Genomic DNA, 22,468 nt, shown 5'->3' on the forward strand with positions numbered 1-22,468 from the left:
GCGCGAGCGGCGTGCGCAACTCGTGGCTGACGTTCGAGAAAAACTCGGTTTTGATGCGATCGAGATCCTGCAGCTTGCGGTTCTGCACATCGAGCTGGTGGCGCAGGGCGAAATCCTCCCGGCGGCCGCGAGACAGGAAAAACGTGATGGCGATGCAGACGGCGGCCGTAATCACGACGAAGGAGACGTTGTAGGCAAAGAGCACCTGGGCCGTCGGATGCCAGAAATTCGCATTCCCGACGCAGGCCGCCACGTAGAGGAGCAGCGAGCCCACGCACATCACCGAGGTCTCCCACACCGACCATGGCAGCAGGACCGAGAGCGCCATGATGATGAGATTGAACGCCACGATATAGGGCGAGCGGGCGCCTTCGGTGAGCAGGATCATCGTGCAAAACGACGCACTCACCACGAGTCCCGAAAACACGCCACGCGCCCTGATCAGCCGCGGATAAGGGCGGCGCTCCAGCAGGATGGAGGCGATCACGCCGAGCAGCAACAGGTCGACGCCGACCCGAAGCAGGAAAAACGAGCCCATCCACGCTGGATAAACGAAGTGATCCAGCGAAACGCCGCAGAGCATGCCGAAGATGGTGATCGCACAGGCGATCACCAAACGGCGGGCGCGCAGCCGATAATCGTAGTCACGATAAGCGGCGCGGAAAGCCTCGTCCTCGGGTGCAGTGGCGATGGCGCTCATCCCGGTTTGCGAATCCTCATGAAGACGTTCACGCCGGTTTCATCGGCGTAGACCTCGGGGTCCGTTCCCTTCGGCGCGAGCGTGGCCATCTGCGGCTCGTCGCGGTAGATGAGATACCACTCGAGCAGATGCTCCATCGTGTAGCGCTCGGGATTATTGGGATGGACGTTCGTAACGAGAAGCAGTCCACCCGGACGCACCCAACGATAATACAGGGCGACAAGGTTCCGGCAGACATTGTCCGGGAAGTAATCGAACAACCCCGCGCAGTAGATCATGTCGTAGGTCGGCAGGAACGCGCCGGTGTCCTGGTGCACGTCCTTCAGCAGCTCGTCGATGGACTTCTGGATGAACTTCATCGTCGGCGTGCGCCCGGAGTCCGCCATCGCCGCAGCAGTGCGCCCCTTCGTGTAGGCGATCGTCTCGTCGTTGAAATCCATGAGATGGATCGCGCTCTGGTTCGCGAGGTCGTAGTTGCGAATGAAGCGCTGCACCTCGACGGCCGGGCCGCACCCCACGTCGAGCACGGTGAAGATGCGCTGCTCGTCGGTCACCCGCTCGGCCTCGGCGACGATGTTTTCGACGAGGATGTCGATGCGGTTGCGATGCGCGGCGGCGGCGGCGACGTCCGTCGTAAGATCGTGGAAGATGCGCGCGTAGGTCGAGGTGCCGATGTCCGGCGACTCCTTCAACATCATGTTCACCATCTCGTAGTCACCCGCGTAGCCGAGCGGCTTCACGTAGCAGCGATAGGCGAATGGCGCGCAGAGCATGAACGGGTGAATCTCCCGGCGGGCAAAGGCCTTGTAGACCTGCACTTCCTCCGGCGGCACCTGGGCGGCCTCGCTCTCGAAGCGACTCATGTGCTGCGCAAGTTTCACGGCCATGGGCTCCTGCACCGAGTCGCGGAAACTCGCCGCCTTGTCGGGATTCGCCTCGATCTGCCCGACGATGGCGGTCTCCGCCTCGGTCACCCAGCGACTGGCTTCCGCGAGAAAATTCGCAAAGCGATTCACGACGAGCTGGTAGCTCTCCGAGAGATCCTGTCCCTCCTCCCAGTCGTGAATGAATCGCTCGAGCTCGCCCTTGAGCGCGGGCCCGGGCTCCAGGTGCTCGAGGTTGCGCCAGGCATCGGTGAGCGTAACCGAAATAATGACCATGAGGCCCGTGGCCACGATGCTCGTCACGACGCCCTTGCCACTGTAGATCACGTGCTCTCCGCGCATCACCGTGAGTTCCTGGAGCACCTCGCTGAGCTGGATAATGGAATAGGGGTTGTAGACCTCGAAGACCGCGAGCGATCTCGAGATATGAACGAGAGTTCCCCGCCCTCGGAGGCCCGCGGTGTTCACGAACGCTACGACGCTGTCGATTCCGGCAAGTGCTTTTTCCACGCTGAGTAATTCTTCGGGTTAATCGTTAATCGGCATCGGGCCAGAGCTTGGTTTCCGCCGCGGCAGCGAGCTGCTGGACGGTCGGGCCCTTGAGAAATTCCATCGCTGAAAAACGTGCGCCGATTCGCTCCTCGATGCCAAGACTCAGCTCGAGCACCATCAGGGAATCCACGCCCATTTCATTAAGCTTCTGCGAAGTCGGAACCGCATCCGGCGCCATGTTCAGCGTCGCTCCCAGCACAGCCTGCAAATGCGCCTCGAGCGCGCGGCAACGTTGCTCGCGCGAGGCCTCCGCCAGCTCGGCGCGCACCCGCGTCGCCGCATCGTTTGTCGGACCGCTGCCCCGGGCTCGCAGATCGCGGAAACGCGGATCGTCGGCCAGCTTCGGATGCGCATCCAGCCACGTCGGCCACTCCACGAGAAAGGCGCCAAGCTGGGCCTTTGCGGAACGCAACGCGGTGCCGAGCGCGGCCAGCGCCTGGTCATTCGTCAGGCCGGTGATCCCGCCGGTCGCCAGCATCGCCCCGAGGCGCTCATCACGGGCGACGACCCCGGCCTCCGCCAGAGCCCCCCAGTTGATCGAAAGCGCCGGCACGCCCTGCGCCCGCAACCGGTGCGCAAGTCCGTCCAGGAACGCATTGGCCGCCACGTAGCTTGTCTGGCCGCGATTGCCGATCACCGAGGAGATCGAAGAGTAAAAAACCAGAAAGTCGAGCACGTTACCTGAGGGAAGGCCAGCGACAAGATTCACGGCCCCGCGCGCCTTCGGGCCGAAGACCCGCCGGAAACTCTCCGGCGTGAGGTCGGCCATCATCGCGTCGTCGAGCACCATCGCGCCATGCACGATTCCCCGAAGCGGACGATCGGGTCGACCGGCGTTCGCGAGAAGGCTCGCCGTCTGTGCGGGATCGGCCACATCCGCCGCGACGACTTCCACCTCGGCGCCGCGCGTCTCCAGCTCACGAGCCACCGTCGCAATCCCCTCCGCCTTCGGCCCGGAGCGGCTCGCAAGCACGATTCGCCCCGCGCCCTGCTCCGCGAGCCAGCGCGCAGTCACCACGCCGAAGCCCGAAGTGCCGCCCGTCACCACGTAGGTGCCATCCGTCCGGACAAGCGGAACGACCACCGGAGGAAGGATCACCTCCACCTCGCCGGCCGCAAGATCGATCCAGATTTTCCCGACCTGCTCGCCACTCGCCGCCTCACGAAACGCCTCGCAAACATCCGCCGCCACGAAGCGCCGAGCGGCGCGCAGCGAAAGGGCGCCGGCAGCAAACTCCGCCAGCACCGCGTCCCATGTGCCGGCCACGATATCGGGCCGATCGGCCGCCAGCCGGTTCAGGTCGATCGAGACGAATTGCAGGTTCCGCTGGAAGGCCTCGAGGGGCAGGTCACGATCGTCCGCGAAATCCCGCCGCGCTGTTTCGACGTAGCGACCGCCAGCCCGCAACAGGCCGAGGCTCGCACGACGCGCCGCAGAAGAGGGCGCGCCAAACACCACGTCCACGCCGCTTCCCTCGGTCACCATCCTGATCTCCGACGCAAAATCGAGTGAGCGGGAATCAAAGACATGCGCAACGCCGTGATCGCGCAGCCACTGCCGTTTCTCCTCCGTCCCCGCCGTCGCAAAAATCTCGGCTCCGCGGCTCGAGGCAACATCGAGGGCGGCGATCCCCACCCCGCTGGTCGCCTGATGAATCAGGATGCGCTCGCCGGCGCCAAGCGCAGCCAGCTCCACGAGCCCACGCCAGGCAACGATCCAGGCCACCGGAATCGCCGAAGCCTCCAGGCCGAGCCCTGCCGGCAGCGGTCGCACAAATGTCTCCGCCTGTGTCGCGTAGGTGCGGAAGACATCCGCGGCGAGCGCCACGACCCGGTCTCCAATCTGGAAAGCGCTCCCCTCGCCCGTCCGCACCACTTCCCCGACAACTTCCATGCCGGTCCCTTCGTCGAAAAAGCCGGCCCGCGATGCCGACAGCGCGCGGCCTTCAACCTTGAGAATGTCGTCACGATTGAGGCCGACCGCGAGCACCCGAAGCTCAATCTCACCCGCGGCCGGAGCGTGACGCTCCATCGGGACGAACCGAAGCTGGTCGAACCTTCCCTTCGCACCAGCGGCAAGCGCCAGCGGCTCGTCCAGCGAGCATCTCACGGCTTCTTCCACCGGCGGAGCCGGTCGCTCCGGGGAGAGGACGCGCACAAATCGCTCGTCCCCGCGCCACGCGATCTCGCCCCGTGCGCCGGCCGCGATCTCCGCCACGATGCGCTCGACGTCCTCCGGCTGCGGCGCGGCCGCCAGGTCGATGGCGCGCAGGAGAACCGCGTCGAATTCGTTCTGCGCCACGAGCCCGATGGCGGCGAGGCCGAACGCGGCGGCATTGCCGGCAGGCGAGTCACCCACCGGTTGCGCATCCCGGGTCACGAGCGTCACATCCACCTCTCCTCCCGCGCGAGCCGCGGCAAGGTTCCGGAGAAAGCCAATCCAGCGCTCGTTCTGCGCCTCGCCGGCATCGGCGGGAAGCTGCTCCCCGGGAGCATCGGCCACGTAGATGACGCGCCGCCGGTCCGCGGCCTCGGCCGCGACCACCGCGCCCGGCAGTCCCCGTTGGAGCGCCTCGGTCAGCGCCGGCTCACCGCCCGCGACGATGAGGACGTCCTCGCCATTCAGGGCGTCCGCCGCCTCGGGAGCATTCGCGGTTTTCCACGGCATTTCGTAAAGCACCTCGACCGGGTCCACGCGACTCTCGGTCTCGATGATCTGGCAGCACATGCCCCGTGCGCAGGCGTGCACGCGACCCGCTGCGTCCGTCAGCCACACGTCCGCGACAACGGCAGTATCGGTCTGCCGCAACAGCCGCCCGACCGCGAACACCTCGGGCGACTCCGGACGCGAGAAGTAGTGAAATTCGTCGATCGAAAAGGGAACGAAGAGCTTGCCCTCTCTCGCGCAGAAGAGCACCGGTTGGATTGCCGCGTCGAACAACGTCGGATGCAGCGGATGATCCTCCTCGCCCTGGACGGCGCTGGCATCGATGCGCAACAGAAAACAGCCGTCGCCCACACGCACCTCGGCCGTGGGCCGAAAAGTCGGCCCGTAATGCAGCCCGCGGCCGCGAAGGTCCTCGTGGAATGTCTCGAGATCGACCTGCCGCGGGCAATCCGCGCGCCACGCCGCGAGATCGACCTGCCCCGACTCCGGCGCCACCTGCGGGCGCAGCCGGCCACGGCACTGGCGTTGCCCGAGGTCCTCCTCGCCCTCGACCCGGCTGGAGATCTCGAAGCGTCCGGCGTCGGGATCGATTTCCGTGCGGAGCACCTGAATCTTCGCGTAGTCGACGACGAGCACGCGCTCGAAGTTCACATTTTCGAGCACGACGGCCGGCCGACCGTGCACGGCCGCGGAGAGCGCCAGCGCCGCCTCGACGTAGCCCATTCCGGCAAAGACGGTCTGGTTCTGCACGCCATGGTCGAAGAGGAAGGGAAAGTAGTTCCGGTTCACCTCGACCTCCCAGGCGGGACGCGGACCGGGCACGGAACGATTCAGATAGACGGGACCGGGCAGTCCGAATCGCTCGATGCGCGACCGCTCGCTCTCCAGCCAATGCGTCTGCCGCTGCCAGGGATACTGCGGCCCCGGCAGGAAGCGACCGGTCTTTGGCGCCAGTGCCGTCCAATCCAGCGTCGCTCCGGCGGCATAAAGCTCGGCCAGCGAGAGGAGCAGGCGCGCGCGCTCGGGCTCCGCACGGCGGAGTGAAGGGAATGCGGTCACGCGTCGCTCGAGATGGGCGGCGCATTCCTTGATCGAGTTGCCGAGCACGGGATGCGGCCCGACCTCGATGAACGCCGCGTGGCCGTCGGCAAACATCGCCTGCATCGCGGCCGCGAAACGCACCGGCTGCCGGACGTTCTGCCACCAGATTTCCGCGGTCCATGCCGCGGTCGGCATGATGCGGCCATGCGCGGTGGAGTAGAGAGGGATGCGCGCCGGCTTTGGATCGAGATCGGCCAGCGCGGCGAACAGCTCGTCGCGCAGTGGATCCATCTGCGGGCTGTGATAGGCGACCTCGACGCGCAGAAACTTCTGGAAAACGCCGCGCGCCTCGAGCTCGGCCGCAATGGCCTGAAGCGGCTCCGGGTCGCCGGAAAGCGTAACGGCGTTGAAGCTGTTGATGGCCGCGATCGATACGCCGGGGCGGCCGACGAGCAGGCGCGCGGCCTCGGCCTCCGCCAGTCCCACCGCGAGCATCGCGCCGCGACCGGCCATCGTCTGCTGAAGTCGGCTGCGGTGAAAACTCACGCGCACGGCTTCTTCGAGAGTGTAGACGCCGGCCACGTAGGCCGAGCTCACCTCGCCCACGCTGTGACCGACCACCGCAGCCGGCCGCACGCCCCGCGCCTCCCACAGGCGCGTGAGCGCAATCTGCAGGGCGAAATTTGCAGGCTGCGCGAGATCGGTGTGCGCCATGCGCGACTCCGCCTCGGGCGCGAGCATCGCGTCGCGCAGAGACCAGCCCGCGAGCGGACGAAAGATCGCGTCGATTTCGTCGAGCGTCGCCGCGGCGATGGGTTCGTAGCGGAAAAGCTCCTGCCCCATGCCCCACCATTGCGGGCCCATGCCGGTGTAAACAAAGGCCACCGATTTCGCAGGCACTCCCTTCGCCGTCGTCACGACGCCTTCGTGGGGTTCGCCCGTCGACAGCGCGATGAGGCGCGTGCGCAGATCCTCGGCATTTCGGGCAATCACCGCCGCGCGAACGGGAAGGTGGCTGCGGCGGAACGCAGCCGTGTAGGCAAAATCCTCGAACGCGACGGCGCCCGCCTGGCCGAGCTGGAAGGCAAACTTTCCAGCAAGGTCGCGCAACGCTTCCTCGCTGCGGGCGGAGATCGGAACAAGCCGCGGCTCGCCGGTCGGGGCGATCGCTTCCGGCGCCACCGCGGGCGGGGCGGACTCGAGCACGATGTGCGCGTTCGTGCCGCCGTAACCAAAGGAATTCACGCCAACGAACAGAGTCGGCTTTTCGTCGGGACCGGGCAGCGCGGTCTTCTGACGCGGGACTTCGAGGCAGTATTTGTCGAAGGGAATCTTCGGATTCGGCTTCTTGAAGTGGAGGTTGCCTGGCACCTCGCGATGCTTGAGCACACCGATCGCCTTGAGCACGCCAGCCACGCCAGCCGCGGCCTCGAGATGGCCGATGTTCGTCTTCACCGAGCCGACGAGGAGCTTGCGCGAGCGGCCCTCGGCGAACGTGCGGTGAAGCGCGCCGAGCTCGGCAGGATCACCGGCCTGGGTGCCGGTGCCGTGCGCCTCGACGTAATCGACCTCGCCGGGCGCGACGCCGGCGCGACGATAAACCTCACGCACAAGCGCCTCTTGCGCGTCGGAGTTCGGCAGCGAGATGCCGTCCGTGTGACCGTCCTGATTCACCGCCGTGCCGCAGATCACTGCGTGAATGGGATCGCCCGCGGCCAGCGCGTCGTCGAGCCGCTTGAGCAGGAGGACGCCCGCTCCCTCGCCGCGCGCGTAGCCGGCCGCCGTTTCGTCGAATGCGTGGCATTCCCCATGATGCGAAAGGAAGTGGCCCTTGCTCATCATGATCGGAAATTCCGGCCGCATCATCACGTTCACCCCTCCGGCCAGGGCCTGGTCGCACTCGCGGTTGCGCAGGCTCTGGCAGGCGTAGTGCAGCGAGACGAGCGACGAAGAGCAGGCGGTATCGAGGGTGAGGCTCGGACCGCGCAGGTCGAACGCATGTGAGAGCCGGTTCGAGAGCACGGTCATCATCACGCCGCCGGGCGTGTGGCCGTTGGCCAGCGGCCGGTTCGCGGCCTGCATCGAGAAAACGAGGTGATCGAGACAGAAGCCGCCGATAAACACGCCCGTCGACGAGCCGGCCACCGCTTCCAGCGGCACGCCAGCGTCTTCAAACGCCTCCCACGTCACCTCGAGCAGCAGGCGCTGCTGGGGATCGAGCGAGGCGGCTTCGCGCGGCGAGATGCCGAAAGCAAGCGGGTCGAACTGCGTGACGTCCGCGTCGAGCGACGCCGCCTTCGGCGCGTAACTCTTCCCGGGCCGTCGCTGGTCCTCGTCGAAAAATTGCCGCCAATCCCAGCGATCCTTTTTAATAGGACGTAAAGCATTACCACTCCTAACTAAAAAGCGCCAAAAATTCGAAAGCGAGTTTGCCGCAGGAGGCATTCGGCAACCGACCCCGATGATTGCGAATTTCTCTGATGGCGTGCCGTGCATCAGGGAGAGTGAGATAGCAGAACGATTTACCATTGGGAACAGATTAGTGTCTTTGAATAGAACTTTCGGAGGAGCGTTAGGGGATCGTGATGAAAGCCCTCTCCACCCTCCTTTTCGTCGCCGGCTTGACCGTCCTTCCCGCGATCGGCGAGGAGGCGAAACCCGATGCCAAGGCCCTCGCATTCAGCTACGCGACAGCATTCGAGAACATGGGTAAATCCAGCGTCTCGATTCTCTACGCGAACTCGGGCCAGACCGAGACGATCAAGGACGTCACCCAGATCACCGCCTACGGCGCCGTGCTGCTCGTCAAAGCCTACGGCGGCAGCAAGCAGATTCTCGACGCGAGCCGGGTGATCAAGATCACCGACAACTAGCTCTGGCCGGCCTGCGGGCTGTCGTCGATGTCCCAGTGGGCTTGCAGGTTGAGGAGGTCGGTGACCAGCGCCGTCCAGCCGGTCTGATGGCTGGCGCCGCAGCCGCGGCCAGTCTCGGCATGGAAGTATTCGTTGAAGAGGAGGAGGTCTTTCCAATGCGGATCCTGCGCGTAACGCGGTTCGCCGCCGTGGCAGGGCCGGTTCCCGTTTTCATCGGGAACGAAGAGGGAAATGAGCCGCCGCGAGAGCAGACGTGAGGCCTCGCCGAGGGTGACCATGTTTCCCGAGCCGGTCGGAAATTCCACGAGCAGCGATTCGCCGTAAAAGCGATGATAGGTGCGCAACGCCTCGACGAGGAGGTAGTTCACCGGCAGCCAGACGGGCCCGCGCCAGTTGGAGTTCCCGCCGAACATGCCCGACGTGCCCTCGCCGGGCTCGTAGTCGACGGAATACGGCACGCCGTGCGCCCAATACGTGTAGGGCTCCTTCTCGTGCCGCTTCGAGACGGAGCGGATGCCGTAGGGTGAGAGAAATTCCTCCTCGTCGAACATGTAACGCAGAATGCGCTCGAGATGCGCACGGGTCGTGATCGCGAGCAGTCGCATGCCGTGCGTCTCCCCGGCGTTGTTCTCGAGAAGATGATGCGTGAGCACCTCGTGGTTCTTCACGAACCACATCACGCGCCCGCTGAACTCCGGCAGGCGCTCGGAATACGTGTTCGGGATGATCGTTGCGGCAAGCAGCGGCATGAAGCCGACGATGGAGCGGATGCGCAGCGGATCGTGCCGGCCGTCGACCTCGAGCATGTCGTAGTAGAAGCCGTCCTCCTCGTTCCAAAGGCCCGTGCCGCCGAGTTCGTTGATCGCATGCACGATGCGCACGAAGTGCTCGAAGAACTTCGACGCCATGTCCTCGTAGACCTCGTCGCGCTGCGCGAGCTCGAGCGCGATCGAGAGCATCTGCACGCAGTAGAACGCCATCCATGCGGTGCCGTCGGCCTGCTTGAGCGTGCCGCCGGTCGGCAGCGGTTTCGAGCGGTCGAAGACGCCGATGTTGTCGAGTCCAAGGAAGCCGCCGGCGAAGAGATTGTTCCCCTCGAGATCCTTGCGGTTCACCCACCAGGTGAAATTGAGCAGCAGCTTCTGGAAAATCGTCTCGAGGAAGCGATAGTCGTCGCCCTTCGAGTCCCAGGGCAGTCGGTAAACGCGCCACGCCGCCCATGCGTGCACCGGAGGATTCACGTCCGAGAAATTCCACTCGTAGGCCGGAATCTGGCCATTCGGGTGCATATACCATTCACGCAGGAAGAGCGCGAGCTGGCTCTTGGCGAGGAAGGGGTCGACGCGCGTGAGCGAGACGGTGTGAAACGCCAGATCCCACGAGCAATAGTAGGGATACTCCCACTTGTCTGGCATCGAGATGACGTCGCGGTTGAAGAGGTTCATCCAATCCGCGTTACGCGCGGCATGCGCCGGCGGCGGAGAGGGCTGCGTGGAATCGCCAGCGCTCCACTCGGGTTGGACGAGGTTGTAGAATTGCTTCGACCACAGCAGGCCCGCGTAGGCCTGGCGGGCGACGCGGCGTTCCTCCTCGTTCGGCGAGCCCTCGATTTGCAGGGCATAGAATTCGTCGGCCTCCTGAATGCGCCGCGCGAAGATGTCGTCGAAGCTCGCGTCGAACGGCGCGGCCTCCTTGTCCGTCTCGGCCGCCGCCCGCAGACGCAGACGCAGCGTGACTTCACCGCCCGCCGGCACCGTCAACGTGTAGTGCGCGGCCGCCTTCGTGCCGGTCTGCGCGGGATTCACGCGTGAACTCTCGCCGTGGACGACCGCGTCGTGAAAGGCGTCCTTCACGTAGGGCTGCGGATTTTTGCCGCCGAAGAGGCGTTCGACGTTCGTCTCGTTTTCGGTGAACAGAAAAGCCGCGTCGCCCTCGACATCGAGGACGTAGTCCCCCATCACGGCGTGACTCGCCACCAACCGGCCCGCGCCGTCGACGCGAATCTCCGGGCGCGTCGTGCATTCCTCGTGGATCAGCCCCCAGGCCCACGTGTTTCGATACCAGAGCGTCGGCAGCACATGCAGCGGCGCTTCGTCGGGACCGCGATTCGCGATGGTGATGCGAATGAGAATGTCCTCGATGCCGGCCTTCGCGTATTCCGCGGTGACGTCGAAGTAGCGGTTGCTCTCGAACACACCGGTATCGATCAACTCATACTCGCGCTCGGTGCGACTGCGGCGACCGTTCTCGGTAATGAGCGCCCCGTAGGGAAACGCCGCCTGCGGGTATTTGTAGAGCGCCTTCGCGTAGGAATGCGTCGGCGTGGAATCGAGGTAGTAGTAGAGCTCCTTGACGTCCTCGCCGTGGTTGCCCTGCGGTCCCGTGAGGCCAAACAGGCGTTCCTTGAGAATCGCGTCGTGTTCGTTCCAGAGCGCCAGCGCGAAACACAGCCGGCCAAAGCGATCCGTGAAGCCAAGCAGGCCGTCCTCGCCCCAGCGATACGCCCGGCTGCGCGCGGCATCGTGCGGGAAGGCATTCCAGACGTCGCCGTCGGCCGAATAATCCTCGCGCACGGTGCCCCATTGGCGCTCGGAGAGATACGGTCCCCAGAGTTTCCAGAAGCGCTCGCGCCGCCCGTCTTCGAGCAGCCGAATGATCTCTGCGGGAAGCTGATTGGTCTCCATGTCGCTGGGGGGCGGGAGCCTATTGTTCGTGGTAGTTCCAGAGCAGGCCGCCATCGACGAAGAATGTCGAGCCCGTCACGAAGCTGGCTTCGTCCGAGGCGAGGAACGCCGCGAGGCCGCTCACGTCGCCGGGCTGGCCGAGCCGGCCGAGCGGGATTTGCGACGTCAGTGCCTTCATCAGGCCGGGGTCGCTCATCAGCTTCGCGTTGATCGGCGTCTCGATCGCACCCGGCGCGATGTTGTTCACCGTGATGCCATACGGCCCGAGCTCCACGGCGAGATCGCGGCAGAGCATTTTCAGGCCGCCCTTGCTCGCGCAGTAGGTCGAGAAATGCGGGAACGGCAATTCCTCGTGGACCGAGCTGATGTTGATGATGCGGCCCGCGCGCTTTGTCTCCATGAGGTGCTTCACGAAATCCTGGGTCACGAAAAACGTGCCGCGCAGGTTGATGTTCAGCACGAAATCGAAGTCCGCCTCGGTCACGTCCCAGAAATCGCCATGGCGTTCGACGCCGGCGTTGTTCACGAGGATGTCGATCTTACCGAGCGCGGCCACGCCTTCACTGACCAGGCGACGGTTGTCGTCGGGATTCGCGAGATCGCCTTGAAAAAGATGCACGCGGCGGCCGAGCTTCGTGATGGCATCCGCCGTTTCCTGCGCGCTTTCCCCGATCTTGCGGTCATCCACGATGATGTCCGCTCCGTCCTGCGCGAGGCGAATCGCAATCGCCTGGCCGATGCCCTGTCCGCTTCCCGTCACGAGTGCCACCTTGCCGTCGAGCTTCATAGGTCCTCCGTGGTAACCACCTTGGCCATAAATTGCACGCGGCTTGTGGAAGAAAACTTGCCACGCGTGCGCCGCCCGACGAAACCCATCCGCATGGCTGCCGCCACCGCCAGCATCTCCGGGCCCGCGCCGCGCGAAAATCTCGGCCTCGGCATCGCCCTCATCATTGCGGCGTTCTTCTGCGCGGCGGTCATGAGCGCCTTTGGCAAGGCCGCGACCGGCGTGCCTGCGCTGCAGCTGCTCTTTCTCCAATACGGCATCAGCTTCGCCGTCTTCCTGCCCGTCGTCGCGCGACAGGGCATCGGCACATTGAAGACCGATCACCTCGGCCTGCACGTCTTCCGCAGCGTCACCGGCTCCGTCTGCCAGCTCCTTTTCTTCATCGCGGTGAAGTCCATCCCGCTCATGGACGCCGTGCTGCTCTCGAACGCCGCGCCGCTCTTCATCCCGCTCGTCGTCTTCGTCTGGTTCCGCAAGACCGTGCAGCCGCTCGTCTGGGCCAGTCTCTTCGTCGGCCTCATCGGCATTGTCCTCATCATCAAGCCCAGCGCCGCGATGTTCCGCGACCCCGCCGCGCTCATCGCTCTCGCCGCCGCCGTGTTCTCCGCGCTCGCTCTCGTCGCGACGAACAAACTCTCCGCCACCGAGCCGCCCACGCGCATCCTCGTTTACAACTTCGGCGTCTCCACGCTCCTGCTCGCGCCAATCTGCGCGTTCTCGTGGACGCCGCCCACGCCGCACCAATGGACGCTCCTCGTCGCCGTCGGCCTCACGATGGCGCTTACGCAATACCTCATCATCCTCGCCTACCGCCACGCCAGCGCCGCGAGCATCTCGCCCTTCAACTACACCGTCGTCATCTTCTCCGGCCTGCTCGGCTGGGTTTTCTTCGGCAACGTGCCGGACTGGATCGCCGTCCTCGGCACGCTCCTCATCTGCGCCGGCGGCATCCTCAGCATCCGCGCCGGCCATCCCGAAGGCCACGGCCACGCCCTCAGCTGCGCCCGCCACAAACCCGTCCCGAAAGCATGAAATACGATCCGCGCGCCCTGCCCGACGTTCCCACGCTCGCCGCCGAGCTCACCTACCCGCACGACTCCATTCTCGGCGAATCCCCGCTCTGGGACGAACGCGAGCAGGTGCTCTACTGGGTCGACATCGACCGCGGCGAGATCCACCGCTTCGACCCCGCCACGCAGGAGGACAGGACGTCCACCCTCGGTGGCAAGGTCACGTCCATCGCTCTCCGCGTCTCCGGCGGCCTCGTCGCCACGCTCCGCAAGAACTTCGCCACCTTCGACCCCGCGACGGGCAACGCCGATATCCTCGAAGCCGTCGAGGCCGACGCGCCCGAGAACCGCTTCAACGACGGCAAATGCGACCGACAGGGCCGCTACTGGGCCGGCACGATGAACGAAGTCCGCGTCGGCGCGCCCGAGGCCGGCCTCTACCGCTACGAAGGCCCGGGCCGCTGCGAAAAAATGATCGACGGCGTCACGATCTCGAACGGCACGGGATGGAGCCCCGACGGCCGCACGATGTATTACACGGACACGCTCCGACACACCGTCTACGCCTACGACTTCGACCCCGCCACCGGCGCGATCGCGAATCGCCGCCCGTTTTACGAGGTCGAGCCCGCCGCCGAGGGGCTGCCCGACGGACTCACCGTCGATGCGGAAGGCCACGTCTGGAGCGCGCTCGTGAACTACGGCCGCATCCTCCGCTTCGATCCCGACGGCAAACTCGAGCGCATGATCACCTTCCCCGCCACGCGCGGCACCTGCTGCACCTTCGGCGGCTCGGACTACGGCGACCTCTACATCACGACGGCGCGCGAATGCCTCTCGCCGGCCCAGATCGCCGCCCAACCCATCGCCGGCAGCCTCTTCCATTGCCGTCCCGGCGTCACCGGCCTGCCCGAGACGCCCTTCCGCGACTGACTACGGCAGGATGTGCACCGGCGTCCCGAGCGGGATGCGATCGTAAAGTTCGCGCATTTCCGCGTTGCCGAGAGCGACGCACCCCTGCGTCCAATCCCGGCCGGCGCCGCCGCCGTGGATGAAGATCTCACCACCGAGCCGCGTCTTCCACGGCGGAGCCTCCCCGCGCTCGTTCGCCTCGCGAATCGCGCGTTCCTCGGCCTCGGAAATCAATCCCTCGCGGCGCCCGCGCGTGGCGTCGTCCGGGCCCGGATAGCTGATCCCCAGCGACAGGAAGAATTTGCTCTGCGGATTCTTCACGCACACGAAATACGTGCCCACGGGCGTGGCGCCGTCGCCCTCCACCCGCTTCGGGGCTCCCGGCTGCGATCCCAGGGCCACGGGATAAACCCGGATCGTCCGACCGAACGCATTCACGAGCCGGAGTTCGCGCGCGGTCTTCAGAATCTCGATCCTCGCCACCTCGTTGAATTCCCGGCGCAGGAAGAAGGCCCCGATCCCGGCCACGAGCAGCACGAGCCCGAAGATGCCGGCGGCTTTTCGCGAGTTCACAGGCGCGCCCCGGCTAGATCTCGACCTGCTTGCCGATCTCGATCGTGCGATTGCTCGGCAGGCGGAAGAACTGCGCCGCGTTCTGCGCATTCTTCGACATCATGATGAACGCCGCCTCGCGCCAGCGGGAGAGGCCCTTGTTCGCGCGGACCAGCGTCTCGCGACCCAGGAAGAACGTGCTGCGCTCCACGTCGATCGGCACGCCCTTCCTGATGGATTGGTCGACGATCGCCTGAATCGACGGCACCTCCATGAAACCGAACTTCGCCGAGAACTGATAAAAGCCCTCAGGCAGCTCCGTGATCGTGAGTTTCTCGTCGTCGGGCACCATCGGGACGCGCGCGGGCGAGATCGTCAGGACGATGTTGCGCTCGTGCAGCACGTGGTTGTGCGTGAGGTTGTAGGAGAGCGAGTGCGGCGTGATGTCCGCCGTGGAGGAGAGGAAGATCGCGGTGCCCTTGACGCGATGCGGCTGCAGCGCGGGATCGAGTGCGCCGGAGAGAGCGATGGAATCGACGAAGCATGGCAGCGTCATCGCGTCGACGATGTGGCTGCGGATGTAGGTGCGCCCGAGCTTCCACGTGGTCATCAGGTAGAAGATCACCGCGCCGATGCAGAGCGGCAGCCACCCGCCATGGATGACCTTGAGAAGATTCGACGAGAAGAAGGCGATCTCGATGACGGCAAAGACCAGGCACACCGCGATGGCGAGCGGCCGGCTCCAGCCCCATTGCTTCTGCACGACGACGAAGAACAGGCTCGTGGTGGCCATCATCGTCATCGTCACCGCGATGCCGTAAGCCGCGGCGAGGTTCGTGCTGGATTTGAAGGCGAGCACCAGCGTGATGCAGGCGGTCGCGAGGGCGAAATTCACGGTCGGGATGTAAATCCGGCCCGAGGTTTCGTGGCTGGTGTGCGAGATCTGCATGCGGGGCAGGTAGCCCATCTGCATCGCGGCGGTGGTGAGCGAGAAAACGCCGGAAATCAATCCCTGCGAGGCGATCACGCCGGCGGCCGTGGCGAGCAGCACGAGCGGGAGCTTGGCCCAGTCCGGCGCGAGCAGGAAGAACGGGCTTTCCTGCGCCTCGGGATGAGTGAGCACCAGCGCGCCCTGGCCGAGGTAGTTCAGCATGAGCGCGGGCAGCACGATGAAGTTCCAGGCCGTGCGAATCGGGATGCGTCCGAAGTGGCCCATGTCCGCGTAGAGCGTCTCGGCGCCGGTCACCGCGAGCACGACGCTGCCAAGGACGACGGTGGAAATCTTCGGATGGTTGATCAGGTAGTTCGCGCCCCACCAGGGATTGAAGGCCTGGAGAATCTCGGGGTGAAGAAATGTCTGAATCGCGCCGAGCGTTCCGATCGTCACGAACCACAGCAGGATGATCGGCCCGAATGCCTTGCCGATGAGGTTCGTCCCGAACCGCTGGACGGAGAAGAGCGCGAGCAGGATCACCGCGGCCACCGGCACCACGACATGCTCCAGCGACGGCGAAATGACCTCCAGCCCCTCGACGGCCGAGACCACCGAGATCGCCGGCGTGATGACGCCGTCGCCGTAGAGCAACGCGGCGCCGAACACGCCCACGGCCGTCATCAGCGCCATGGACCGCGCGACAGGCGCACCGCTCGTCGTGCCGGGGAAAGCGAGGTTCAGGAGCGCGAGGATGCCGCCCTCGCCATGGTTGTCGGCCCGCAACACGAGCGTCACATATTTCACGGACACCACGATGATGAGCGACCAGAGAATGAGCGAAAGAATGCCGAGCGTGGTCGTGGCATCGACTCCGCCACTGTGCTCGAGGCATTCCTTGAGGGCGTAGAGCGGGCTCGTCCCGATGTCGCCGAAGACGACGCCAAGCGCGCCGACGGTAAGGGCTGCGCGAGAGACTTTGGCGTGGTCGATCGATTCGGACATGAGCTACGCGGGCATTGTGTGTCGCCCGGCGCGCCCACCTTCTGCCAGTCCGCCCGTCCCGATGCGATGAAAAAACCCGCTCACATTCGCCCCTCGTCGGCGTCGAGAAGGTCTGGTCGCACGCGCACGTCCTCCCGCCCGCCGAGGCCGTAGTCCGCCTTGCGCTTCTCGAAGAGCCGCAAGGCGGCCGGATTGTCGCGCGGGGGAAAATCCATCACCTCGTGGCGATGCGCTTCCTTCTCCGCGGGCGAACGCCGCACATTCCGGCGCACCCAGTCGCAAACCTCGCCGTCGGTGAGCGTGCCGCGCACGACCTCGACCATCGCATCGTGCGTCAATCCCGCCGCGCGCAGCCACACGGCGTCCATGCCTTTCCCCAGATTTTCGTGGTAGTCGGGATGCAGCCGGCCCGCGAGATGCAGGCGAATCTTGTCCACGTAGCGCGGCAGGTAAACCCAGCCATCCATCGTTTCGCGCGGGCTGCGCGGGAGAATGCGATCGGTCATGACTCAGCAGTCGTGCGAGCGGGCTGCCTTCGCAAGTGCCGCGGGATCATGCCATCGAGGGGACCGTCGCGGAATTCATCCCGGTCTGACGCCTCGTTCATCCCAACACCATTGATCCCCAGCCTGCTCCATCTTCGGCTGCAGTCGCCCTCCCCCGAAGATGGACAAAACCACACAACCTACCTAAACATCAAAAACACGCTCTCGGACCCCTCTCCCACTCTCATCCATTAGCCGTATCCGGTCCCGTCCGAATCCCGATTCCTATCACATCACCCTTCCATGAGTAATCCCTCCCAGCACAAACCTGCCAACGCGCAGATTCTCCTCATCTCCTGCGTCGCCGCCATCGGCGGCTTTCTCTTCGGCTTCGATAGCGGGGTCATCAACGGCACCGTCGGCGCGCTGAAGCTCGCCTTCAAATCCGACGCCGCCGTCTCCGGCTTCAACGTCGCCTCGATGCTGCTCGGCTGCGCGATCGGCGCGTTCATCGCCGGCAATCTCGCGGACAAGTTCGGCCGCAAGACGGTGATGATCGTCACGGCGATCCTGTTCACCATCGCCGCGTGGGGCTCGGGCATCGCGCGCTCGTCGGAGGAATTCGTCGCCTACCGGCTGCTCGGCGGCTTTGCGATCGGCGCAGCGAGCGTCATCTGCCCGGCCTACATCAGCGAGATCGCCCCGGCGGCGATTCGGGGACGACTGGCCTCGCTGCAGCAGCTCGCGATCGTGCTCGGGCTCTTCGTCGCGTTTCTCAGCAACTACCTCATCGCCCACGCGGCCGGCGGCTCGACGGGGCACTGGCTGCTCGGCTTCGAGGGCTGGCAGTGGATGTTCTGGGTCGGCATGGCGCCCGCGGTCATCTTCCTTGTCGCGCTGGCTTTCGTGCCGGAATCGCCACGCTACCTCGTCGCTGCGGGCAGGCTGGATGCCGCCCGCCGCGTGCTCGGCCGGCTGAGTCATCCCGACGACGCCGACGCCAAGGTGCGCGAGATTCAGGAGACCGTGCAGGCCGATCACAAGCCGCGCATGAGCGACCTCTACGACAAAACGCGCGGCCGCATTTTCCCGATCCTGTGGGTCGGCATTGGCCTCGCCGTGCTGCAGCAGTTCGTCGGCATCAACGTCGTCTTCTATTACGGCGAGGTGTTGTGGAAAGCCGCCGGCTTCACCGAGGCGAACGCGCTGCTTCAGAACGTGATCAGCGGCGGCGTGAACATCGTTGCCACGATCCTCGCGATCATTCTCATCGACAAGCTCGGCCGCAAGCCGCTGCTCCTCTGGGGATCCGTCGGCATGGCGCTCACGCTCGGGCCTCTGGCTTACATCTTCGGCACCGCGCCGACCGAAAACGGCACGCTGCAGCTTACCGGCACGAACGGCACCGTCGCTCTCCTCATCGCGAACGCCTACGTGTTCTTCTTCTGCGTCTCGTGGGGCCCGGTGATGTGGGTCATGCTCGGCGAGATGTTCCAGAACAAGTTCCGCGGCGCCGCCCTGGCCGTGAGCGGCTTCGCGCAATGGATCGCCAACTTCGCCGTCACCTTCACCTTCCCGAAACTGCTCCTCAGTTTCGGCCTGGGCACCGCCTACGGCATCTACACGTTCTTCGCCATCATCTCGATTCTCTTCGTGGTAAAAGCCGTGGCAGAAACCAAGGGCAAGACGCTCGAAGAAATGGAGTAGGAAAAATGATCTTTCGCGGCATCATCGTGAGCAGCCCCGCGGACGCGCTTGCAGTTGGTATCCCGCACTGTTAGAAACGGTTCCTCAAGCCATTTGCGACCTCATCCTTTGAACGCGCAAGGGGCCTGATGTTTCGGAGCGCCTCAAAAGTTCAGGCCTGACAGAGGCCATCACGGACCGAGAGATGATCTCCAGGTCGTTGATTGTCGGATAGGCTCGAGTGGCGAAATTGGCAGACGCGCCAGACTTAGGATCTGGTTCCGCAAGGAGTGTGGGTTCAAGTCCCTCCTCGAGCATTTCTCCGCATCAGAACTTTCCCCGATTGATGGCGGATTCGTCCTCTCCCTAGACTCAGGGGTAATGACGAGCGATTCTGCCGCCCTCACATTCGCACGCGGGACTTCTCGGGAAGTGGCACCGCGGGAAGCGATTTCGTCGCCAGCCCAATCTGCCTCCGCATGAAGGAAGCGGCCCGCCCGCGCTGGCGCATCTGGCTTCGTCGCCTCGGCCTGGGCCTTCTGATCCTCCTCGGACTTCTCGTCATCTTCCATCGGCCCCTCATCTTCGAGGGCACGCGCTACTTCGTCGTCCGCGCAGCGAAGCAACAGCATCTCGACCTCACCTACGACATCGAAGGCTCGATCTTTTCGACGCTCACGATCTCGAAGATACGCGGCGTTCCGACCGAGCCCGGCCCGATCCAGCGCCTCGAAATCGGCACGATCAATCTCCGCTACAGCCTGTGGGATTTCGTGCAGAAAGGCCTGCCCGCGCTGCTCAAGATGGTCGATCTCCGCGACGTTTACGTGGAGATCACCCCGACGGAGCAACCGCCCCCCGCCAAGGCCGCGAAGCCCCAGCAGATCAAGTTCCCCGCCCTTTTTCCCGAAACGCTCAACATCGCGAACGTCAACTTCGTCTCGCACGCCGCCACCGGCGACACCACGCTCGAAGGCTTTTTCTTCAGCCTGCTGCCCGATCGCCCCGGAATCCTGAAAATTGGCACGCTGGATATTCCTGGCGTTCGTCGCTGGCAGGGCATCTCCGCCGCGACATCGTTTCGCGACCGCAATCTGCTCCTCACCGATCTCTTCATCGACAACGAGATCGCCCTGCGTCGCTTCAATCTCGACGCCTCGGAACTCGATGACGCCAGGCTACGCGTCGGCCTCGACGGCACATTCTTCGGCGCAGCCACCACCCTCACCGCCGCGATCACGGAGCTCAACGCCGCCAACCAGCTCGCCCTCGATCTGCAATGCAACGGCCTCGATTTCACCGCCGTGTCGGACTATCTGCACCTCGATCTCCCGGCAAAAGGAACGCTCCGCCAGCTCGCCGTGAAATTCGATGGCGCGCTCGAATCCCCCGCGACGTGGACCGGCCGTGTCGATGCCAGCCTCGACCAGCTTGCGTTTCAAGAACAGCCGCTCGGCGTTGTCGCGCTGACCTCCACGCTCGAGAAATCGCAGGCCCACACGACGGTCGAGGCAAGCGTGGACCCACAGACCACGGCCCGGCTCCGCATGGACACCGAACTTCCGGAAAAACTCGCCAACCTTGCCCGACCAGCCGTTACCGGCCGACTCGAACTCAAGTCCACCAACCTCGCGCCCCTCACCCAGCGCCAGCCTACGCCCATTCAGGGCGATCTCGCCCTCACCACCGACTTCCGCCTCGCGAAGAACCGGCTCACCGCCGACGCCGTCGTGAATTCCGAACGCCTCGCGACCGTCGACGCCGAACTCTCCAAGACTCATTTCATTCTCCACGCGGAAAAGAACCTCGACCAAAAGCCCGACGCGCCGCCGTTCCTCGGCCTGCTCACTCACGCAGACGGTCGCATCGCCAGCCTCCGCTTCCAGACCTACACGGTCGACGCGCTGGCCCTCACGATCGATACCAGAGATGCCGCGGTGTCTCTGCAAAACGCCTCGCTCAAGAAAGCGGCGAACTCCGCGCGAGTCACCGCGGCCTATCAGCTGCCCGACGACCTCCGAAGTTTCACCAGCCAACCCCTCGACCTCGACCTCCAGCTCGATGCCCCCGAGCTGCGCGCATTTCTCGCTCCCGGCAGCGACGCCATCCTCGACGGCACGTTGAAAGTCGACGGGAAAGCCACCGCACGAGACGGGGTGTTCGACGGAGACTTCGCGATCACTGGCGGGAACATCCAGTCGCAGGGCCTTTCCGTGCGCTCGATCGACGGGCAGTTGCAGATCGTCAGGAACAACGCCCGACTCTCGAGATTCGATATCGTGCTCGACGACCGGAATGCGATCCACGCAAGCGGCGACGTGCAGCTCGCCGCGCCATTCGCCTACCGCGGCGCGCTCGACGTCCGCCTCGCGGATCTCTCGCGCTTTCAAACGCTACTCGGCCAGGGCAAGGACGCACCGGCCCTTCGCGGCGCTCTCACCGCCAGCTGGCAGGGCAACGGCGACGCGCAAACACCCCGCCACGTCGGCGCGGCCAATCTCGATCTCACCGGCGGCCAGTTCGGCGAACACAAGAATCTCACCGCCCATCTCGTCGCCGACTACTCTCCGGAATACCTCAACGTCCCGGACTTTCGCGCGGCCGCCGGGGACCTCGGCAACGCCGCCCTCTCGCTCTTCTGGCGAGACAACCGTCTCCGGATTTCCCATCTCGCAGTGCGCCAGCAGAGGCTCACGCTCCTCGAAGGATCGGTCGACCTGCCGCTCGTCCTCACGGAATTCGCCAACCCCGACCTCCTGCTGCCGAACGATCAACCCCTCGCGATTTCGCTCCGCACCCGCGACCTGAATCTCCGCACCCTCTTCACCCAGCTGGGCCAAAAACCGCCCCCGCTCACCGGCACGGTGAACTTTACCTTCGACGCCTCCGGCACGCTCGATGCCCTCGTCGCCTCGGCCAATCTCCGCGCCACCCGCCTCCAATCCACCGCCGCCGATGAGGTCGATCCCGCGGACGTCACCCTCGATATGAACCTCCGCGACAAGCGCCTCGCCCTCGACGGCACCGTTCGCCAGCGCCTCATCCAGCCGCTCCGCATCACCGGCTCTCTTCCGATCGACGTCCCGGCCGTCAAGCGCGACGGCAAGCTCTCTCCCGCCACCCCCCTCGACCTGCGCGTCACGCTTCCGCGCTCTTCGCTCGCGTTCGTCAGCACGCTGGCACCCGCCATTCGCCAGAGCCGGGGCACCGCCGCCATCGACGTCCGCGTCGGCGGCTCCGTGGCCAGGCCCACGATCGATGGCAACGTCACCAGCGACCTCGAGACACTGCGCTTCGCCGATCCCAGCCTGCCGCCGATCGACCGCTTTGCGCTCCGTCTCGCCTTCACTCGTGACCGCCTGCGCATCGAGCAATGCCGCGGCGGGATCGCCGGCGGAGCGTTCGGCGCCAGCGGCGGGGTCGATTTTGCCAGGCCCGACGACCCCGTGTTCGACCTCAGACTCGCCGCTCGCAACGCGCTCGTCATGCAGAACGACGACCTCAGCGTGCGCGTGAGCAGCGATCTGCGCGTGACCGGCCCAATGCATGCCGGCACCGTCGCGGGCAGCGTCTACGTCACGAAAAGCCGCTTCTTCAAGGATATCGACATCCTGCCGATCGGCCTGCCCGGGCGCCCCGCCCCGCAACCGCCCGCGGAGCCCGCCGTCATCAGCTTCCCGCAGCCGCCGCTCCGCGAT

13 protein-coding genes and 1 tRNA gene are annotated in these 22,468 nt (G+C 65.1%); 6 read left to right on the top strand and 8 right to left on the bottom strand.

The genetic code is table 11. From position 1 onward, the window contains the following. The 3 genes from VIM61_16625 to VIM61_16635 form a co-directional block, all read right to left on the bottom strand. Window positions 1-700 (bottom strand): hypothetical protein (locus VIM61_16625; protein HEY8902037.1); only part of this gene is annotated, 700 nt, incomplete at its 3' end. Beyond that, window positions 697-2,094: a class I SAM-dependent methyltransferase gene (locus tag VIM61_16630; GenBank protein HEY8902038.1), complete on the bottom strand. Its 1,398-nt coding sequence runs from the start codon at window positions 2,092-2,094 to the stop codon at window positions 697-699. The genes VIM61_16625 and VIM61_16630, both read right to left, overlap by 4 nt. Window positions 2,095-2,119: 25 nt before the next feature. Further along, window positions 2,120-8,524: an SDR family NAD(P)-dependent oxidoreductase gene (locus VIM61_16635; GenBank protein ID HEY8902039.1), complete on the bottom strand. Its 6,405-nt coding sequence runs from the start codon at window positions 8,522-8,524 to the stop codon at window positions 2,120-2,122. Here VIM61_16635 and VIM61_16640 point away from each other — a divergent pair. Beyond that, window positions 8,431-8,718 (top strand): hypothetical protein, encoded by a 288-nt coding sequence (locus VIM61_16640; protein ID HEY8902040.1) that lies wholly within the window; start codon window positions 8,431-8,433, stop codon window positions 8,716-8,718. The genes VIM61_16635 and VIM61_16640 overlap by 94 nt on opposite strands. On the opposite strand, the gene VIM61_16645 is transcribed toward VIM61_16640, so the two are convergent. Both VIM61_16645 and VIM61_16650 read right to left on the bottom strand, forming a co-directional pair. Continuing rightward, the gene (locus VIM61_16645; protein HEY8902041.1) at window positions 8,715-11,402 is read right to left on the bottom strand and encodes a hypothetical protein; all 2,688 of its coding nucleotides are present in this window, start codon (window positions 11,400-11,402) and stop codon (window positions 8,715-8,717) included. The genes VIM61_16640 and VIM61_16645 overlap by 4 nt on opposite strands. Before the next feature lie 19 nt (window positions 11,403-11,421). Continuing rightward, window positions 11,422-12,189, bottom strand: a complete 768-nt coding sequence (locus VIM61_16650; GenBank protein HEY8902042.1) for a glucose 1-dehydrogenase — start codon at window positions 12,187-12,189, stop codon at window positions 11,422-11,424. A 93-nt stretch (window positions 12,190-12,282) separates the two neighbouring features. On the opposite strand from VIM61_16650, the gene VIM61_16655 reads away from it, so the two are divergent. Both VIM61_16655 and VIM61_16660 read left to right on the top strand, forming a co-directional pair. Next, complete coding sequence (locus VIM61_16655) at window positions 12,283-13,221, top strand: DMT family transporter (protein ID HEY8902043.1); 939 nt, start codon at window positions 12,283-12,285, stop codon at window positions 13,219-13,221. Further along, window positions 13,218-14,132 (top strand): SMP-30/gluconolactonase/LRE family protein, encoded by a 915-nt coding sequence (locus tag VIM61_16660; GenBank protein HEY8902044.1) that lies wholly within the window; start codon window positions 13,218-13,220, stop codon window positions 14,130-14,132. The genes VIM61_16655 and VIM61_16660 overlap by 4 nt, the downstream gene beginning before the upstream one ends. Here the strand turns inward: VIM61_16660 and VIM61_16665 are convergent, their stop codons facing one another. The 3 genes from VIM61_16665 to VIM61_16675 all read right to left on the bottom strand — a co-directional run bounded on the left by VIM61_16665 (window position 14,133) and on the right by VIM61_16675 (window position 17,105). Then, complete coding sequence (locus VIM61_16665; protein ID HEY8902045.1) at window positions 14,133-14,684, bottom strand: L,D-transpeptidase; 552 nt, start codon at window positions 14,682-14,684, stop codon at window positions 14,133-14,135. It abuts the gene before it with no gap. Window positions 14,685-14,697: 13 nt separating this feature from the next. Next, the gene (locus VIM61_16670; protein ID HEY8902046.1) at window positions 14,698-16,599 is read right to left on the bottom strand and encodes a potassium transporter Kup; all 1,902 of its coding nucleotides are present in this window, start codon (window positions 16,597-16,599) and stop codon (window positions 14,698-14,700) included. Between the two features lie 80 nt (window positions 16,600-16,679). Then, entirely contained in the window at window positions 16,680-17,105 is a 426-nt protein-coding gene (locus VIM61_16675) for a DUF5069 domain-containing protein (protein HEY8902047.1), read from the bottom strand. 282 nt (window positions 17,106-17,387) lie between these two features. Here VIM61_16675 and VIM61_16680 point away from each other — a divergent pair, with 282 nt between their 5' ends. The 3 genes from VIM61_16680 to VIM61_16690 all read left to right on the top strand — a co-directional run. Then, the gene (locus VIM61_16680) at window positions 17,388-18,791 is read left to right on the top strand and encodes a sugar porter family MFS transporter (protein HEY8902048.1); all 1,404 of its coding nucleotides are present in this window, start codon (window positions 17,388-17,390) and stop codon (window positions 18,789-18,791) included. Between the two features lie 214 nt (window positions 18,792-19,005). Then, window positions 19,006-19,087, top strand: a tRNA-Leu gene (locus VIM61_16685). A gap of 162 nt (window positions 19,088-19,249) precedes the next feature. Continuing rightward, window positions 19,250-22,468 (top strand): translocation/assembly module TamB domain-containing protein (locus VIM61_16690; GenBank protein HEY8902049.1); only part of this gene is annotated, 3,219 nt, incomplete at its 3' end.

Source organism: Chthoniobacterales bacterium (genome assembly GCA_036569045.1).
Classification (GTDB): Bacteria; Verrucomicrobiota; Verrucomicrobiia; order Chthoniobacterales; family JAATET01; genus JAATET01.

What these genes read in the sequence shown, in the direction of transcription:
- VIM61_16640 (HEY8902040.1), top strand. Translation starts at nt 8,431, where the DNA reads ATGAAAGCCCTCTCCACCCTCCTTTTCGTCGCCGGCTTGACCGTCCTT.
- VIM61_16635 (HEY8902039.1), bottom strand. Translation starts at nt 8,524, where the DNA reads ATGCGAGGGCCTTGGCATCGGGTTTCGCCTCCTCGCCGATCGCGGGAA.
- VIM61_16645 (HEY8902041.1), bottom strand. Translation starts at nt 11,402, where the DNA reads ATGGAGACCAATCAGCTTCCCGCAGAGATCATTCGGCTGCTCGAAGAC.
- VIM61_16650 (HEY8902042.1), bottom strand. Translation starts at nt 12,189, where the DNA reads ATGAAGCTCGACGGCAAGGTGGCACTCGTGACGGGAAGCGGACAGGGC.
- VIM61_16655 (HEY8902043.1), top strand. Translation starts at nt 12,283, where the DNA reads ATGGCTGCCGCCACCGCCAGCATCTCCGGGCCCGCGCCGCGCGAAAAT.
- VIM61_16660 (HEY8902044.1), top strand. Translation starts at nt 13,218, where the DNA reads ATGAAATACGATCCGCGCGCCCTGCCCGACGTTCCCACGCTCGCCGCC.
- VIM61_16670 (HEY8902046.1), bottom strand. Translation starts at nt 16,599, where the DNA reads ATGTCCGAATCGATCGACCACGCCAAAGTCTCTCGCGCAGCCCTTACC.
- VIM61_16675 (HEY8902047.1), bottom strand. Translation starts at nt 17,105, where the DNA reads ATGACCGATCGCATTCTCCCGCGCAGCCCGCGCGAAACGATGGATGGC.
- VIM61_16680 (HEY8902048.1), top strand. Translation starts at nt 17,388, where the DNA reads ATGAGTAATCCCTCCCAGCACAAACCTGCCAACGCGCAGATTCTCCTC.